The 16,841-nt window shown below is 42.3% G+C and carries 15 protein-coding genes; 6 read left to right on the plus strand and 9 right to left on the minus strand.

The annotated features are described in order from the left end of the window. Window positions 1-11: 11 nt before the first annotated feature. The 3 genes from KPL72_RS12335 to fepB (KPL72_RS12345) all read right to left on the minus strand — a co-directional run bounded on the left by KPL72_RS12335 (window position 12) and on the right by fepB (KPL72_RS12345) (window position 2,658). On the minus strand, window positions 12-236 hold the full coding sequence (locus tag KPL72_RS12335; RefSeq protein WP_212918394.1) for an MbtH family protein: 225 nt from the start codon (window positions 234-236) through the stop codon (window positions 12-14). A 41-nt stretch (window positions 237-277) separates the two neighbouring features. Next, the gene (gene fes, locus KPL72_RS12340) at window positions 278-1,498 is read right to left on the minus strand and encodes an enterochelin esterase (protein WP_212918395.1); all 1,221 of its coding nucleotides are present in this window, start codon (window positions 1,496-1,498) and stop codon (window positions 278-280) included. Between the two features lie 101 nt (window positions 1,499-1,599). Continuing rightward, a complete protein-coding gene (gene fepB, locus KPL72_RS12345; RefSeq protein WP_212918396.1) occupies window positions 1,600-2,658 on the minus strand; it encodes a Fe2+-enterobactin ABC transporter substrate-binding protein in 1,059 nt (352 codons plus the stop codon). A 136-nt stretch (window positions 2,659-2,794) separates the two neighbouring features. Between fepB (KPL72_RS12345) and fes (KPL72_RS12350) the strand changes: the two genes are divergently transcribed. Both fes (KPL72_RS12350) and entS read left to right on the plus strand, forming a co-directional pair. Further along, entirely contained in the window at window positions 2,795-4,102 is a 1,308-nt protein-coding gene (gene fes, locus KPL72_RS12350; RefSeq protein WP_219703001.1) for an enterochelin esterase, read from the plus strand. 10 nt (window positions 4,103-4,112) lie between these two features. Then, the gene (entS, locus tag KPL72_RS12355) at window positions 4,113-5,423 is read left to right on the plus strand and encodes an enterobactin transporter EntS (RefSeq protein ID WP_219703002.1); all 1,311 of its coding nucleotides are present in this window, start codon (window positions 4,113-4,115) and stop codon (window positions 5,421-5,423) included. A 61-nt stretch (window positions 5,424-5,484) separates the two neighbouring features. On the opposite strand, the gene KPL72_RS12360 is transcribed toward entS, so the two are convergent. The 5 genes from KPL72_RS12360 to KPL72_RS12380 all read right to left on the minus strand — a co-directional run bounded on the left by KPL72_RS12360 (window position 5,485) and on the right by KPL72_RS12380 (window position 11,033). Next, complete coding sequence (locus KPL72_RS12360) at window positions 5,485-6,354, minus strand: ABC transporter ATP-binding protein (RefSeq protein ID WP_219703004.1); 870 nt, start codon at window positions 6,352-6,354, stop codon at window positions 5,485-5,487. After that, complete coding sequence (locus KPL72_RS12365; protein WP_219703005.1) at window positions 6,351-7,367, minus strand: FecCD family ABC transporter permease; 1,017 nt, start codon at window positions 7,365-7,367, stop codon at window positions 6,351-6,353. The genes KPL72_RS12360 and KPL72_RS12365 overlap by 4 nt, the downstream gene beginning before the upstream one ends. After that, the gene (gene fepD / locus KPL72_RS12370; RefSeq protein ID WP_249422233.1) at window positions 7,364-8,380 is read right to left on the minus strand and encodes a Fe(3+)-siderophore ABC transporter permease; all 1,017 of its coding nucleotides are present in this window, start codon (window positions 8,378-8,380) and stop codon (window positions 7,364-7,366) included. The genes KPL72_RS12365 and fepD overlap by 4 nt, the downstream gene beginning before the upstream one ends. Further along, window positions 8,377-9,408 (minus strand): Fe2+-enterobactin ABC transporter substrate-binding protein, encoded by a 1,032-nt coding sequence (fepB, locus tag KPL72_RS12375; RefSeq protein ID WP_219703007.1) that lies wholly within the window; start codon window positions 9,406-9,408, stop codon window positions 8,377-8,379. Before fepB (KPL72_RS12375) ends, fepD begins: the two co-directional genes overlap by 4 nt. Before the next feature lie 107 nt (window positions 9,409-9,515). Continuing rightward, window positions 9,516-11,033: a glycosyl hydrolase family 79 N-terminal domain-containing protein gene (locus tag KPL72_RS12380; protein WP_249422234.1), complete on the minus strand. Its 1,518-nt coding sequence runs from the start codon at window positions 11,031-11,033 to the stop codon at window positions 9,516-9,518. A 99-nt stretch (window positions 11,034-11,132) separates the two neighbouring features. Here KPL72_RS12380 and KPL72_RS12385 point away from each other — a divergent pair, with 99 nt between their 5' ends. After that, window positions 11,133-11,681: a lipocalin family protein gene (locus KPL72_RS12385; RefSeq protein ID WP_212918402.1), complete on the plus strand. Its 549-nt coding sequence runs from the start codon at window positions 11,133-11,135 to the stop codon at window positions 11,679-11,681. 23 nt (window positions 11,682-11,704) lie between these two features. Here KPL72_RS12385 and KPL72_RS12390 read toward each other — a convergent pair whose 3' ends face one another. Then, window positions 11,705-12,253, minus strand: coding sequence for a hypothetical protein (locus tag KPL72_RS12390; protein ID WP_212918403.1), 549 nt, complete (start codon window positions 12,251-12,253; stop codon window positions 11,705-11,707). A gap of 94 nt (window positions 12,254-12,347) precedes the next feature. On the opposite strand from KPL72_RS12390, the gene KPL72_RS12395 reads away from it, so the two are divergent. Genes KPL72_RS12395 through KPL72_RS12405 form a run of 3 tightly spaced genes read left to right on the plus strand, consistent with a single transcriptional unit; the run spans window position 12,348 to window position 16,841 of the window. Next, on the plus strand, window positions 12,348-13,568 hold the full coding sequence (locus KPL72_RS12395; protein WP_219703009.1) for a pepsin-like aspartic protease: 1,221 nt from the start codon (window positions 12,348-12,350) through the stop codon (window positions 13,566-13,568). Window positions 13,569-13,623: 55 nt separating this feature from the next. After that, window positions 13,624-14,400 (plus strand): avidin/streptavidin family protein, encoded by a 777-nt coding sequence (locus KPL72_RS12400; RefSeq protein ID WP_219703011.1) that lies wholly within the window; start codon window positions 13,624-13,626, stop codon window positions 14,398-14,400. Between the two features lie 32 nt (window positions 14,401-14,432). Further along, window positions 14,433-16,841: a PAS domain-containing hybrid sensor histidine kinase/response regulator gene (locus tag KPL72_RS12405; RefSeq protein ID WP_219703013.1), complete on the plus strand. Its 2,409-nt coding sequence runs from the start codon at window positions 14,433-14,435 to the stop codon at window positions 16,839-16,841.

Here is a 16,841-nt window from a genome sequence, read left to right on the forward strand (position 1 = left end):
AATAGGGTTCCTTATCGGCTTTCTGGTGCTGTATTATCAAATGGGTTGATCGCTTTCCAATGCTGTTCAACGTAGGTTATGCATTCACTTCTAGGTAATGGTCCCAGAATTATTGTCCAGCCTTTCGGAAGTGAAGCGAATTCTGGCCATAAGCTGTACTGTCCTTGTTGGTTTAGTAGCACAAGGAATGATAGATCTTCATTGTCGAATGGGTTGAGGTATTGGTTATTGTCCATGTTTGCTTGGTCCTTATGACGCGGTGTATGGTTATTAGAAATCAGCTATTAAGTGCCTGTAATAGGCTGTGAATAAGACCTTGGCGCCAACATAACCAGTCATGGCCGCCTCTAAATTCTCGATATCGAACACGGTGTCCATTTTCTTTGAGCGTTTTTGCCATTATTTGACTGACTTCTAGCATGTCTTTCTCATAGCATCCTGCCTCCATCACAATATTTAGCGGGGCGGTGGTTAAATCCGCGTTTGAAATTTTTTGAATTAACTCGCCTTCTCCTGGTTGAGAGTCGACATCAGGCCACCAAAATGACCCCGATTGACTGATGGCTGTAGCAAAGTATTCAGGCCAGTGAAAAGCTCCGAAAATAGCGCAAAGGCCACCGAGGCTTTGCCCTGCGACGATCGTTTTTTCAGGCTTATCCGTAATAGAGTATTGAGTTCTCACCCATGGGAGTAATTCTTTCTGGATGGCGATCCAAAAATCGACATTACAAGCGAGCTCAATATTTCTATGAGAGGAGCTAATCGAATCGATTAAGATATATTGAGCTTCTGGAATCTGACAAGATAAGGTAAGTGCGTCTAGCTCTGCATAAATTGGTAGGTGATTTGCCCAATACTGCCCATCGAATAAAAGTACGACAGGCAGTGACTCTTGAGTGTTACGACTTGTTCTGTAGAGCCAAATTCGGCGTTCATTATTGAGCCGCTCACTTTTCCATACGGATTCTTTTAGGATGCCTTGTGTTTCTACATTTGAATATTTGAATGCGGCTTTTTTATCTTCACTTAGACAAATAGCAGAGAGTGTTACTCCGTTTCCATTACTATGGGCAGGTAATACGTTTAATGGGTCAGACTGCGCACTAAGGCCCATTAACTGAATCCACCATTGGCGAATTTCTTGACGGGTTTTGTGTTTTGGTGGACGTTGACTGTGTGTGGCTGGCATTAAAAAATAGCTACCAAGCCAGTCGTTTTCAAGTTCTGTTTCCCAGAACCAAACATCACTACCTTCAAGGCGGGCGAAACCTGTCAGCTGCTGTGTGGGATGAGGCGTTTTCGAATAGAGATCAATATAAACGGAATCTATATCAGAACACTTTCCACAAGGATCTTGCCAAATGAAGGAGACAATACTTTTATTCTCATCGACCTTTACGATTAAAGGTGTCCCTGCTTGCTTAATATCCAGCCACCAGTCATGAGAGCCTACATCTTGGCGATGGAATATAGGATTAATAGGTTGTGTCTGCAGCATAGTGTTAACTTTAATAATGACTTTTTATTTAAAGGCACCCACTCTACGGTGAAATAGAATTGTCTAAATTCATCTTAGGGGTGTGCGTCTTGGGTTGATTTTTAAGGATTGGAAGTCAGCACACTGCTGTCTTTTTTAAATAAGTTTGTTAAACGCTGAATCATGTTACTCGAGCTAAAATAGTCGAGCCTGAATGTATCATTTCCTACTGCATAGATGGAGTTATTAAGGACGGCTGGCGTTTCAGCAAGGTAAGCATTGTTTTTTACCATTGCTTCTTGAGGTGGTTCCGTAGCAAACAAAAGTAACGTATTTCCGGTTAACGCATCAGGGAAGCGTTCACCACTGGCGATGACTATGTCGTTGCGTTTTCCCATGCTTAAATCGCCGCGCACCGAATCTGGAATAGCTGACAAGGTGAATCCTAACTGAGTTAAAAGTTGACCCTGAGCCGATTCGGATGTCCATATGTTGCCCCCTGTGCCGTCTCGATAATAAACCAGTGGCGTGGTTGGTTGTGGAGGCAATATGGCTACTTTTTTGAACTGATCTATTTGCAGATTAAATGTGTCGATTAGTGTGTTTACATTGTCTTCTAAACCAATGAAGTTGCCCAAGACCTTGGCAAGTTGCATCCAGCTTTTATCTCCGTAATTAATGACGGCTGTCGGTGCGATGTCCTTTAATTGATCATAGAGCTTAAGGGCCGAATCACCACCGGTTGCGGAGATGAGTATAAGATCAGGGTTTTCCCGAATAACCGCTTCTGCGTTGTGTTCTGTTTGATAGAGCGCCTTTAAGCCTTTCTGCGTAGCAAGTTCACTCCATTGAGTGAAAAAGCCTTGGTCATCTGAGATATTGGTATTAGGGATGGTTGCACCTGAGCCAATAATAGGAGCATCAATGGCTAACAGTGTTCCAGTCATGGTGACGCTGGTGGAGATAATTCGTGTAGGCTGCTTGGTTAGGGTAACAGGACCATAGCTCGTCATAATCGTTCTTGGCCATCCTGAAATATCTTTACTTACTTCATCAATTTTCAGCTGAGTGGTATTTTGGGTGCTAACGTCAATATTGGATGTATCATCACAAGCTGTTATTAGCATGCATAGTGAAAGCAGGCTGGCGCAGAGAAAAAGGCGTTGAGTTTTATGCGTCATTATCAGAGTCTCTAATACAAATGATGTCTTTAAGTAGATATTGATAGATTTAAAGATTATGATAATCATTATCATATGTGTCTTGCAAGGCTTATAAATACTTAATTCATGAATGTTTTTTGTGGAGGGAAGGGGATTGATCGAAAATACGGGTTTACCACAACTGTTGCGTTGTTTTCTTTTACCTGAAAGTCAGATTGGTAGTCGTAAGTGGTGGAAAGATATTCGTTCTATTGGAGCGCCTTTTATAAAAGTACAAAACGCTCAAACAAGTGTTGTGCTATTTATTTGGCAGGATCCACAAGGAACGGAAGATAAATCTTCAACGGCGAGCGTATTGTTGGATGTGAACTCAATCACCGATCATCATAGCTGGACACCGGCTAGCATGCATAGAGTAAAAGGAACCGATGTTTGGTACGGTCAACTAGAAATCGGCGTAGAATGGCGTGGTAGCTATTCGTTCATCCCTATAGAAAAAAATCAGTTACCCGAAGTCGTGCGTTTATTGAGCGATAACTCTAGAATGGCACAGCGGAATTGGTGGATGGGGGTCGCTAAAAATCAGACATTCGACCCCTTAAATAAACGTCCAGCTGTGAGTTCTGGTTGGGGTGTTAGCTCAGTGCTACACCTTCCTCATGCACCGTTAGAATTAGGCTGGGATGAATGGGAAAAAGGGCTTCTGAACGACGTTTCTGAAGCGCGTATTCAGACGCTTATGTGGCAATCTTACGTACTTGATAATCAGCGAGATTGTTGGCTCTTCTCAACTACGATGGATGATGCTCCATTGGTGATTTTACTTGATGGACAAAAGTGGAATGCTGCTAGCGGTACGTTATCGGTTCTTCAGTATTTGACTGATACTGGAAAAATTGCGCCAACACATTATCTTTTAATTCCTTCTATAGATAGCAAAACTCGCTGGCATGAATTGGGTTGCTATCGGCCTTTTTGGGAGTCTTTGATTGATGGTTTGTTACCAATAGTAGAGTCGAAATTAGCGGCTTCGAACCGTTCTGTTTCAGAATATCTCGTAGCGGGACAGAGTTTAGGTGGTCTTTCTTCTTTGTATGCGGGCGTGACTTTTCCAGATGTTTTTTCGAAGGTGATTAGCTTATCAGGGTCTTTTTGGTGGCCTGACAAAGACAGAATGATTGATCCTGATAAGGTTATTGCATCTAAACCTATTCCAGCCAATAGTCTTGCAGAGCAAATATTGAATGACCGAGTAAGTGTTTCGCATTTAAAGGTTTATCAAAGTGTTGGAACGGGTGAAGGGGATATGTGTGTTTACAATGAGCAGACGTGCCAAGCCATTAGAGGAAAAGGGGGCCGTGTGCAATATGAGGTCTTCTGTGGTGGTCATGATTGGCTCTCGTGGCGCTCTGGTTTGATAAAGGGATTGTCGTTTTTGATTCCTGCTGATATGGCGGGTTAACTGAGTCGTTATGTCAAAATCAAATATCATGTTGGACTTTAGTTTGCTAAAAACCAACAGAAACTTTCGCGCTATTTTCATTGCTCGGCTGATGTCTGTGTTGGGTATTGGCATGCTAAATGTCGCCGTGCCGGTACAGATATATGAGTTAACGGGGTCCAGTTTACAGGTTGGTTTTGCCGTGGCGTTAGATGGAATGGGGATGTTTGTCGGTCTGATGCTAGGAGGTGTTTTAGCAGACAGAATGGACCGCAAATGGCTGATTCTATTTTCGCGCTTTATTTGCGGAGTTGGTTTTGTCTTGCTTGCAGCCAATGCGTATTTGTCAGAGCCAAGTCTATGGGCCGTTTACGCCATTTCTCTCTGGGATGGTTTTTTCAGTGCCATTGGAATGACGGCGTTAATGGCGTCTATTCCTCATTTAGTTGGACGAGAAAATTTGCCAACAGCGGGTGCATTGAGCATGTTGATTGTCCGTATTGGTTCCGTCATTTCACCCGCAGTTGCCGGTGTGGTGATAGTGTCATTTGGGGTGACATGGAACTATACCTTGGCAGCGATAGGTACGCTTTGTACGTTAATTACCTTGGTTACTTTGCCAAACATGAAGCCGCAAGAAGGTGGGCCTCAAGAGCACCCAATCCGCTCTTTAATAGACGGATTTAGCTTTGTGTTTACGCACAAAGTTATTCGTGCCGTTGTTGCATTGGGCACACTAGAAGCGGTCACCAAATCTATTCGTATTTTATTCCCTGCTTTAGCGGCAACCGCATTTGGTGGCGGAGCGTTTGAAGTTGGGCTCATGTACGCCGCAGTACCTGTTGGGTCGACGTTAGGGGCGCTTACTAGCGGTTGGGTTCGTCATGCGAAACGGCCAGGTGTGGTGATGTTGTTCACCGCATTTTTATCCTTCTTATGTGTCGCCGCGTTGGGTTTTATGGGGCATATAGTGGTTATGTTGCTGGCCTTGGCTGTATTCGGTTATCTCGGTTCTATTGGCGGCTTGCTGCAACACACAATTGTACAGGGCCACACGCCAGATCACATGTTAGGTCGAATTGGTAGCTTCTGGACTGCGCAAGATGTAGTAGGGGATTCTGCTGGTGCATTAGGCATTGGTGCACTTGTAAAGGTGTTGTCGCCGATTATGGGTTTAGTCGCCCTTGGCTTTGGTTGTGCCGCAGCAACGGTATTATTAAGTGCCGGAAATCGCTCATTACGAAATGTCAGCTTGATTGATACCACGCTCTTTCCTGATGAGGGTGTTGCTAAAGAAGGATCTAATGAAAAAGAAGTTGAGGCAAAAGAGGCGACGGCGTAATGACTTTTTAGAGGGTGCAATCTTAAAAATGGCGATGTCGCAGGACATCGCCATTTTTTATTTATAGCTTGTCGCTCAACGACACTTGTCGACCTTTTGGAATGATTAATGGTGTCCCTGAAACAGGATCTTCCAGAATCATACAGGGTAAGCCAAATACGTCTTCAATAAGCGCTTCAGTGACAACGTCTTTGGGCGCGCCAGAAGTAATGATTTTCCCTTCTTTCATAGCAATAAGATTGTCAGCGTATCGGCAAGCGTGATTAAGGTCATGCAGAACCGCCACCATGGTATGACCTTGTAGGCGGTTTAAGTCTTGAAATAAATCCATTAGCTCAATTTGATGGGCGATATCTAAGTACGTCGTTGGCTCATCTAATAATAGTAATGGTGTTTCTTGAGCCAAGGCCATAGCTACCCACACACGTTGTTTTTGCCCGCCAGAAAGTTGATCAACATGATGCTGAGCGAACTCCATGATGCCAGTCGCTTTCATTGCTGACTCGACGGCTATCTGGTCTTGTTCGCGCCAAGGTTGAAACCACTTTTGATGGGGAAAACGGCCACGAGCGACTAGATCGACCACTTTTATACCATCTGGAGCAATTGCGCTTTGTGGTAAGAGCCCCAGTATTTTTGCTACCTCACGGGTTGGTAACGTATGAATGTCTTGGCCATTTAGTCGTACTTGGCCAGATTTTGGTGGCAGTAGTCTACTCAATGCTCTTAGTAAAGTGGATTTACCACAGCCATTTGGGCCAACAATAATACTGAACTTACCTTCAGGAATATCAACCGAGAGATTGTTGGTGATGATGGTTTGATCGTAACCGAGGGTAACAGATTGGGTCGACAAAGAAAGTTCTGGCAAAGCTTGATAGTCTGGATCGTTTGATTTGTTTTGCTGAATTTCTGTGACTGTTGCTGTCATTTTCTTCCCTCTCGAATAATTAAAAACACTAGATAAATACCCCCCAAGCTCACAGTGATGAGTCCCACCGGTAATGTCGAGCCTTCCCAACTATGTTGCGCGATAAAATCTGCGCTAAGTAATAACAAACCGCCGACTAGAGCGGATGATCCTAATGAGGTGCTCGCGCTGTTTTCAAGTCGTTTTGCTATCTGAGGCGCGGCCAGAGCAATGAAGGCTATTGGGCCTGTGATGGCGGTGGCGACAGCGGTTAGAGCGACGCCAACAAACATTAGGGTGAGGCGGGTTTTATTCACTGAAACGCCCAGCGCCGCCGCGGTATCGTCGCCCATTTCGAGCAATTTCATACGAGTATTAAGCAAAAAAGCACAAAGGATAAAGGCTGCAATGAGTACCGCTGCGGGCAATATGCGCACCCAGGTTATACCATTGAGTGTGCCTGCCCCCCAAAGCGCAGCGGTCATTGCGGTTTCTAATGAAACGCTAAGAATCAGCCATTGGTTAAACGCAGAAAGGGTGGCACTAATCGCGATGCCAACGATGATTAATCGAAAACCGGAATGGCCATCTCTATAGGCAAAAATATAAACGAGCAAGGCAGAAAAAAGACCGCCCAAAATTGCGCCCAACACACTGAACCAGTAGAGATTGCCAAACAAAGCAATAGACAGCAAAACCCCGGTAAAGGCGCCAACATTAAAGCCAGTGATGTCTGGACTACCCAAAGGGTTTCGAACCAGTGATTGAAATACGGCGCCGCTGATTCCTAGCGCTGCACCGATGACTAAGGCGGCAAACAATCTAGAGGCACGCCATTGCCACACAACAATAGATTGATAGGGGGCAGCTTGACCTGTGAGAAGCCGCCAAATATCTTGAACATTTTCGGCAATGTGTTGGCCAAAAAAAAGTGTGGCAATGACCAGCGCAAGAGTAAAAAAACAAATGATTTGCTTTGGGTAGTGGCTGACAAAGTTGGTTATTGTAAGTGTGTGGGTACGATAGACCTTCATAGTCCAGAAGCTCCTTTTCTGCGCACTAAATAAATCAGAATAGGTGCACCGATAAACGCTGTCACAATAGAAACTCGTAATTCCCCGACAATTAATACACGTCCGATGATGTCAGCGATTAATAGCAATATGGGCGTTAGAATAAAGCAAAAGGGGATGATCCAACGTTGATCTGGGCCCACCATCCAGCGAGCAATATGTGGCATCATTAGACTGACAAAGCCAATGGGTCCGGCCGCCGCAGTGGCAGCGCCACAAAGTAATGTAACCGCTATTAGCCCTAACAACTGAATCCGAGCGGGCTTGCTACCCAGTGCAGATGCCAAGGAGTCGCCTAGTCCAAATGCATTAAGAGCTGGGGTAATCGATACGGCTAACAAACAGCCGCCGATGACAATAGGGGCGATAAATAATGGGACAGATAACGAGCGAATATCTAGACTACCAATTGCCCAAAAACGCATTTGATCAAATGCGCTTGGATTAAAAAGAGTAAGGCCAGAGCTAATACCGCCAAATACGGCGCCAATGGCAACCCCTGCGAGCGTAAGTTTCAGAGGGTCGGTTTTACCACCGCCAATGCTGCCAACGAAATATACTAATAAACTGGCTAAAAAAGCGCCCAGAGCCGCGTAGCCAAAAAATTGGGTCAGCTGAGTTGCGCCTAGGAAGACGATGGCAATCGCTATGGCTAAGCTGGCGCCTAAGTTAACGCCAAGAATACCGGGGTCCGCCAAAGGATTTCGGGTTATTGCCTGAATCAGTGCGCCAGACGTTCCAAGCGCCATACCAACAAAAAGCCCATTTAACGTGCGTGGTAAACGACCTTCAATAACAATGGTTTTGGCCAGTCCATGTTCTTCGCCCATGAGTATATTCCACAGCATGTCCATGGAAATCGGCTTAGCCCCAATGCATAAACTGACGATCATAATAATGAGTAAAAATAGCAGCAATACGAATAACCAAGCATATCGCTTGCTCTTTGACGCAGACATTGTGTTATTGGTCATGACTTTTCACGTCCAAACAGTATTTGTAATCGTTTTAATAAGTTGGTGGCGCTGTAATAGTCCAAGCGAAAGGTATCATCGCCAACAGCGAATACCTGTTTGTTTTGTACGGATCTTGTTTCATGTAAATAAGTGTTATTCATAAAAGCTTTTTCTCGGTCTGTGCTGGCAGAAAATAACAGTGTGGTATTACCTGTTACCGCATCAGGAAATCGCTCTCCAGTAGCAATAATAATGTCATGGCGAATGCCCATACTGATATTGCCTTTTACGCTCTCAGGTACGTCGGCAAGAGTAAAACCAAGCTCTTGTAATAATCGACCTTGTGCAGATTCTGAGGTCCAAATGTTGGCACCAGTGTCGTCTTGGTAGTAGACCATGGCCGTAGTCGGTTGAGGCGGTAAATTGATGGTTGATTTGGTGTGTTCAACTTCTTGTTTGAAGCGTTGGATCATGGTTTTCGCTTGTTCTTCTAAACCTAGAAGGTCACCAAAAATATTCGCAAGTTGCATCCAGCTTTTGTCGTCATACGCAATAACCAATGTTGGTGCGATATCTTTAAGTTGCCCATAAAGCTTGATGGCGGAATCGCCGCCTGTTGCAGAAATGATGATTAGATCTGGGTTGGCCTTGATAATCGCTTCGGCATTGGGTTCGGTTTGATAGAGGGGAGTGACACCTCGAGTTTCTGCGATATCTGCCCACTGGCGCATGAAGCCTTGTTCAGATGCTACGCTGGTATTCGCCATGGTGGCACCAGAAGCGACAAGGGGGGCCTTGATGGCAAGTAAAGTACCTGTCAAGGTGACGCTGGTGGACACAATTCTGGTTGGCTTTTTATTGAGAGTGAGCAGGCCTTCCGGAGTCATGATTTTTCTTGGCCAACCCGATGTGCTTTTTTCTACCTGATCTATTTTTAATTGTGTTTTGTCTGGCGAGGCTGTGGGTGATTGATCACAGCTTGCTAAAGTAAGACTTAAAAAAAGAAGAGCTAAAACTGGTGTGAAGCGTGTCATAAAGCGAACCATGTCTAAAATCCTGTAGACCAAGAAGAGCGCGTCATTATATAGATGAGAATAGAACATTTATACTATTGATAATCATTTCTATTTATTTTTTTGAGTGTCTCTATTTGTTACACAGTAAAACACCAGAAGTTAATGCTATAAGGGCTGACAAGATCGAGCTTGGATAGTTTGGGGAAATCGCTAAGTTTGACTTTGCCATTTTTAAATTTGGGCTTGAGGCCGTTGATGCGAATCTTTTTTGATGTGAGAGAGTCCGCGGTGATTTCAAAACGACGCTTTTTAGAGCCAAAACCGTTACAGTGTAAAATTTTGGGGTTGGCTGACATATTAATAATAAGAAGGGTGCATTTGCCTTCTTTTTTGGCGCTATGACAATAAATCTGTACAAATGGGTCGTTGCTTTGTACGTCAAAAACGCGCTCTCCCATTAGCTTTCCCCATAGCCAACTGACCCAATAATCTGGGTTGGGTTTCAAAGTTTGTCGATTAATAAGGGCGTAATCACCGCCGATTAGACTTTGTCTTATCATGACTTTCTGACCGATTTTTGCGCCTCGACCAAGTTGATCTGCCCACCAAAAACAAGATACAAAACGGTCTGATAGTTTGGCTTGTCCACCGCATTGAGCTGAGCCAGTTTCTCCTGTCCACAGTTGAGCTCTAGGCTGATACTGGTCACGAAGTTTTTCGAGTTGCTTCGAATATCGCTCATAATCCATGAGAGAGCTTGGAGAGAGAATATTTTTGATGGTTGCTGCGCGAGTTTTAACCGGAGAGCGGCTGCTTTGAAATGGGTAATAATGCCAATCAACAATATCTAGAGGTTCTTCCAGATAGCCTAGGAAAGGTGCGGAGATATTACTTAAGGGTTTGATGGCTTCGCCGATTCGTGGCCAAAAAGCACTTCCTGGACCTGCAACCTTGCTATCTGGGCTACATTGGCGAACACAACGGATAAACGTATCGTAGTCTTTGGCAAGATTACGCGCGCTAGGTTGTGAGGTTAAGCCATGAAATGCCCAATAGGCATTTAGCTCATTACCCAGTTCGCAAATGTCTATGTTTTGTCCGTGCGCTTGGCTGTATTCCAATAATTTTTTAACTTCTGTTGCTTGCCATGTGCCTTGTTGACGTCGTTCAAACAGGCCGTATTTCATAGTGAACATGAGGTCTAAATCATTACGCTGACAAAAATCATGAAGCTGATGCCACATTTCCTGTGTGATGATAAGTGCGTCTGAGTTTCTATTAGCTGGGGAGTTTCTATTAGATGGGGAGTTGCTATTAGTTGAAGGGGGAGTGCTCGTAAAGTAACGAACCTTGTCGGCTTCTGATCCACCGACTCGAACATAAGCTGAGCCGAGCGCTTTTACCAATAAATCGAGTTTGTCTTGTTGTAAGTTGAGAGGTTCAACCCGCTGAGTGCCAAGCCCGCACTGCGTTCCTTTACTGCCTTCCCACCAGAAACCACCCGCGAGTACTGAAATATCAATCGAGAAAGATAAGTATCTAGGGTCTATGGTTGTAATAGGCGTTGTGCTGTTAAGATTAACGACAAGTGATTTATTTTGGCGAATGTTGTGTCGTCTTTGATTCCATGGACGTATTAGTCTAGTACTAAACAAGAGGTTTCTTCCCTCACAATAGGTTTTGCTAGACTGCAATAAAAGTGTGACATTTGTATGATGCTTTAAACGCTGCGATTTTTTATAAAGGATACTTCGATGAAAGTAATGGTTTCGATAATGGCGATTTTATTAGCTGGCTGCACTTTATTAGTTGGTTGTACTAGCGCGCCTAAAAATATTGATCCAGTAACGCAATTTCAAGTAGAGCGTTATTTAGGGACTTGGTATGAAATTGTTCGCCAAGATCATGCTTTTGAAGAGGGCTTGTCTAATGTTACGGCAACTTACTCTATGCGTGGTGACGGTGGTGTTGCAGTGCTTAACCGAGGTTATTCTGCGGAAGATAAAAAATGGCGAGAAGCCGAAGGTCGCGCTTATTTTGTAAATTCTTCAGATGTTGGCCATTTAAAGGTATCGTTTTTCGGGCCGTTTTATGGTGCCTACGTGATTTTTGAGTTGGATAAAAAAGACTACCAATACGCCATGATTTCTGGCCCGAGTCGTGATTATTTCTGGCTGTTGTCTCGTACCCCAACGATGCCAGAAGACGTTAAGCGTCGATTACTGCTAAAAGCGGAAGCTCTAGGCTTCCCGATGGATAAGTTGGTTAATGTAGTGCAAAGCAGTAATGTACCAGCCAGTTAATGTTTTCCTGTAATGCTCTCTTTTTAGAAAAGAGAGCAAGTTATGGATTCTTTTGCTGATTGATTAGAACAAACTTCTGCATAAGCTGTTGGGTTTTGAATCAGTGAATAGTGTGCATTTGAATCTCGACATAAGGCTAGGAAGTCATCATAGCGTCGATTGAAATTGTTTCTTGTTATCTCGTAATTAATGGTTGTGTCATTATCACCAAAATCGTTATCCATGGCTTCTGTTTTGACTCGCTGAATTAGATAGGTTAATTCATTGTATCTGTGTCTAACTTGGTGGCAGTAAGTGCTATTTGGTTCTGTTTCTGCGCAATCGGCTACTTCTGCTTCTAATTCTGCCAACTCTGCCTGATAGCGATCTAAATAGTTTAGTGACTGACTATTTTTTCTCTGTGTCCTTTCTGATCGAAGCGATAAGGCTTCTAATCTATTCTTGGCTTTATTTAAGCGTTGCTCCTTTACCAAACAGTCTTTCCCAAAAGCGATTAAATCGTTGCCATGCACTAGGCTGATAAAAGCACATCCTAAGATAAGGATGCTGGATTTAATAATTGAAATGCTCATAAGCTTATGATCCTGAATGTTTTTTTGTCACACATTTGGCGTACGTTCATTAGTAAGTATGGTCAAGTATACACTGTGTTTTTCTGGAGGAAGTATGGATAAGTCGTTATCAGTAAAAAGTGAAGGAAAGGGGATTACTATTTCTCTTGGTCGGGGCCCTTATCAGAATAATGGTGCGTCACCTTGGTATGCTTATATTGGGCTTGGTACGACTGCGCAACCGTTAAAGTTTTCCTTTGATACTGGCAGTAACTTTATTTGGGTGACTTCTAGCTTATGTGGATCGGACACTTGTCATCATTATGGAGGTAAAGAGTTTGTTTATGACAAATCAACGAGCTTTTCATGGATAAGTACGAAGCCGATTGATGTCGATTTTGGTCCATGGGGAAGTATGCAGGTACAGACGGGTAAGGATATTTTCACCTTAACGCCAGATATACTGGGCCAAATGGATAATGGCTTGGTGTCTGTGTCTTCGGACATATATTTAGCGCAATCTTATGAAGGCTCTCAGTTTGAAGAGCTTGATTGGGATGGCGGTATTGGTATCCCAAGCACAACGGAATTATCAGATTCTCTTTCTATGTATCGATCTTTTCGAGCTATGGCACCGAGCAATAAAACTGAACCGACATCATTTCATTTCTTTCAGAGTTTGCTTGATCAAGGAGTGGTTAGTTCGAAATGCCCTTATGTTACATTTTTAACAGATATCGATAACAAGAGTGGTCAAGTGGAATTTGGGCAGCTGAATCAAGATTACCGAGAGAACAGGGAGTATCTATTTTTGCCTTGGGATAAATACAATGCCCCTTATTTATGGACCAGCAGGATCACATCTTTATCTATTGGTGATACTCAGGTTATTGCACCTGAATCAATTACTAGCACGCCATATTTTTTTGCTTTGGATACTGGCTCATCTCAGTTCAAAGGTGATTTGGATGTCATGACTACGCTTTACAACATAGCGACTAAAACAAAAGAAGATCTGGTGATTGAGATCGGAGAAACGGATTCTGGAAATATTGGAAAGTTGGTGGTTACCTCTGACATGTACGATGTATTGATTGAGGCTGGTGGGAATAGAGGAGAAGTTATTGCGCAATTTCAACCAATGGAAAATGCTGATTATATCGCGTTGGTAGGTTCTGTATTGATGGATTATTTGTATACGGTGTATGAATTTAGAGTAGTTCAACGTGAAGGCGAGAATTGCATTATTCCTGTTGGCATGTGGATATTCAATAAAGAAAAGGGACCCAAAGTGATTGTGACAACTCAAAATAAGCCGGCACGTATTTTCAATTGATGTCTACCGATTTTAGCGAGTAGATAAAAATGTTTGAACCATAAAGGAGTAATGTATGTCTTTGATGTTGAATGGCTCATGGGAAAATAGTTATGGCTCAACGATGACGTTAGAAGTCGATGAAGATGGTTTTATTTTTGGAGAGTACGGATCTCATACTGGCTCTACCGGAACTTATCTTGTGATCGGATATTGTCGGCCAAGTAACCCGACTAACGCTGCTGGGCAACCATTAGTACTGTCTATTTATTGGCGTTCAATTAGTGGTGAAGAACCTGACGAAGGCTCTCATTGGGTGTCTACTTACTGTGGTCAGCTTGATAGTGATGGCCAAATGACGGTAATGAATTCGTTGTTAACGACAACTAAATATCAAGCTTTTGTTCCAGGAGATTACATCAATAAGTTGATCTTCACGAAATACTCTAGCTCTAATGAAATCAAGACAAAAAACATTGAATCGATAGCACAGGAAAAAACGAAATTTTCTAATTCTATTAATGGCGTTTGGGTAAACCAAGAAAAAAGTATTCAGCTAACGGTGTTTTTGCAGGATAAAGAATATGGTGTTGTCAACGGCTGGCTAGTATATGGAAGTGAACTAATAAGCATGCTTGGTTTCACAGATACCTTAGATAATAACAATATATTACAGAGCGTTAGCTTAAGTGGATATATGCTAAAGACATCTCAACCGATATCACTTATCGGTCGTATAAGCCAAGACTCTAATACTTTGATTCTTTCTCGTTGGTTGGCCAACTCCACAAATGCTGAGGTAGCCTACTTTCAGGCAAACTCTGAAAACTGGGAACTAACGAAAAAATCATAGTTGAGTCATGATCAAATTGTGAGGGAAAACAAATGAGCTTAGGTAATGCATTCAATAAAGAAGAGCATGATCAAACTATAATCGATTGTTTTCTACAAATGTGGCGTTATTCAGCCGATTTGATGTTTATTATGGCCGTAGAAGATGGTGATGAGTTTTCTTTATACGATAATAATCCAGCGTCTAAAGCCGTAATGGGTCTTGAAAAGGGAGCAGAGATACATCGTCTTAACTTACGAGTGCAGTTTGGTGATGAAATGGCAGAGCAAGTTTATTCCACCTATCGTCAAGTATTGCAAGGTGGAAAACCTGTTTCTATTGAACAAGCTGGTATGCGAGGTGACGGTAGTCAGATTTATTTTGATACCTTGTTTGTCCCTATTTTTGATGCATTAGGTAAGCCTATCTTTGTCTGTGGCGTGAGTCGCGATATTACAAAAATAAAAGAAGCAGAAATCGTTGCATTAAAAGCCAATGAAAAGCTGTTTGAGTACAGCACAGCACTAGAGACGATCAATCAAGATCTGGACCACAAGGTACAAGAACGAACCAAAGAGTTAGAAAGTGCGAAACGTACGGTAGAAGATGCATTGGAAGCCAAATCTTCATTTGTTGCCAGAATGAGTCATGAAATACGCACTCCTATTAATGCGGTGATTGGATTAAGTCATCTAAGTTTGAAAACCTCTTTAAGTAATGAGCAAAAAGACTATATCAATACCATTTTATCTTCTGGTGAAACCCTGCTTAGTCTGGTGAATGATGTGCTAGATTTTTCGAAGATCGAGGCGGGTAAAATGTCCATAGAAGCGGTGCCTTTTTCTCCAAAGTCGATTGTTCAGCATGCTGTCAATATGAACTCAATCAAAGCCGAAGAAAAAAAGCTAGCGGTAACAGTCGATATTTCTCCATCACTACCACCTACCCTTTTGGGTGACCCGCTACGTATACAGCAAGTGCTGATTAATCTTGTGACCAACGCAGTCAAATTTACCGAGCGTGGCGGCATATGTGTGCGAATGTATACAGATGAAAGTAATGATAAAGGTGTTTTGCTCAGATGTGATGTGATTGATACTGGTATAGGCATATCTAAAGCGCATGCCGAGCAACTCTTTCAATCTTTTCAGCAGGCTGACGACAGCATTACCCGTCAGTTTGGTGGAACGGGTTTGGGTTTAACTATCTCTCGCCAACTTTGTGAACTGATGGGTGGTGATATTTGGGTGCATAGTGAATTAGGGCAAGGTTCTACGTTTAGTTTTACTTTACCTCTTAATATTGCATCGAATATATCTATTCAAGAAGAAGGAATGGCTAGTAATGAAATAGTTAAGGTGTTTATCAACGAAGAAATAGAAGGGGTGGGGGATGAAAAGCTATTTTACGGAAATGGAAAAATTCCGGACTTATCGCAGTATTATGTTTTATTAGCAGAAGATAACTTAATAAATCAGAAGGTTGTTTTAGGCTATTTAGGTGATACCGCTATAAATGTAGATGTGGTTGAAAATGGTAAAGAGGCTATTTATAAATTAAATAATAAAAAATATGATTTGGTGTTGATGGATATTCAAATGCCAGTCATGGATGGTTTAGCGGCGGCTAGAAGCATTAGACAGTCTTCTGTATATGGCAATATTCCGATAATTGCCATGACGGCTCATGTCTCAGATGAGGCAAGAAAACAGTCTGCTCAAGCAGGTATGAACGCACATTTAGATAAGCCAATTCAAAAGTCAGAGTTATACAAAACGTTACAAAAACATCTCGACGGGAAAAACACACATAACTCTTTACAAACTCATGATTTTTTCGTTTCTGGCCATTACTCTTCTTATGACGCGGTATTGTCTAAGCTGTCATCAATAGATACATTATCTATCAAAGAGGCTATTCAAAGTCTTAATGGAAAAACAAGTTTATACCTTGAAATTGCAACGGCATTTTATACTAAATACAAGGTGTTTTCTTTGCGTGATTTTGTAGGTAGTGATTTATCGAATGTGCTTCATTCACTAAAATCAAACTCGGCTTATATAGGAGCATTCGAATTATCCTCTTATTGTACTGAGTTAGAAGATGCTATTAAACATAAAGCGCCAGACTTACATTTTATAAATCGTCTTGAATCGATGGTTAATGATTTGGTTGATTCATTGCAAAACATATTAATGCCGTACTCTTCTCTTGTTGAATATAGTGAGGATGCTAATGGGTTTAGTAAAAAAGATTTGGTAATCAAACTGAAAACTATTGTTCCTTTGTTAAAGAAATCAGACTTTTTTGTAGAAAATCATTTTAGTTTATTACGCAAAACAGTTAGGGGGACCAAATATACGTTAGATATCGAAAACTTAATTTTCGATATAAAAAATATTGAGTTTGAGATTGCTGCTGTAAAAGCATCTCAGCTTATTTTGGAACTTCAAGGCGATTAA

The sequence above is a fragment of the Marinomonas lutimaris genome, from assembly GCF_019426345.1.
Taxonomy (GTDB): Bacteria; Pseudomonadota; Gammaproteobacteria; order Pseudomonadales; family Marinomonadaceae; genus Marinomonas; species Marinomonas lutimaris.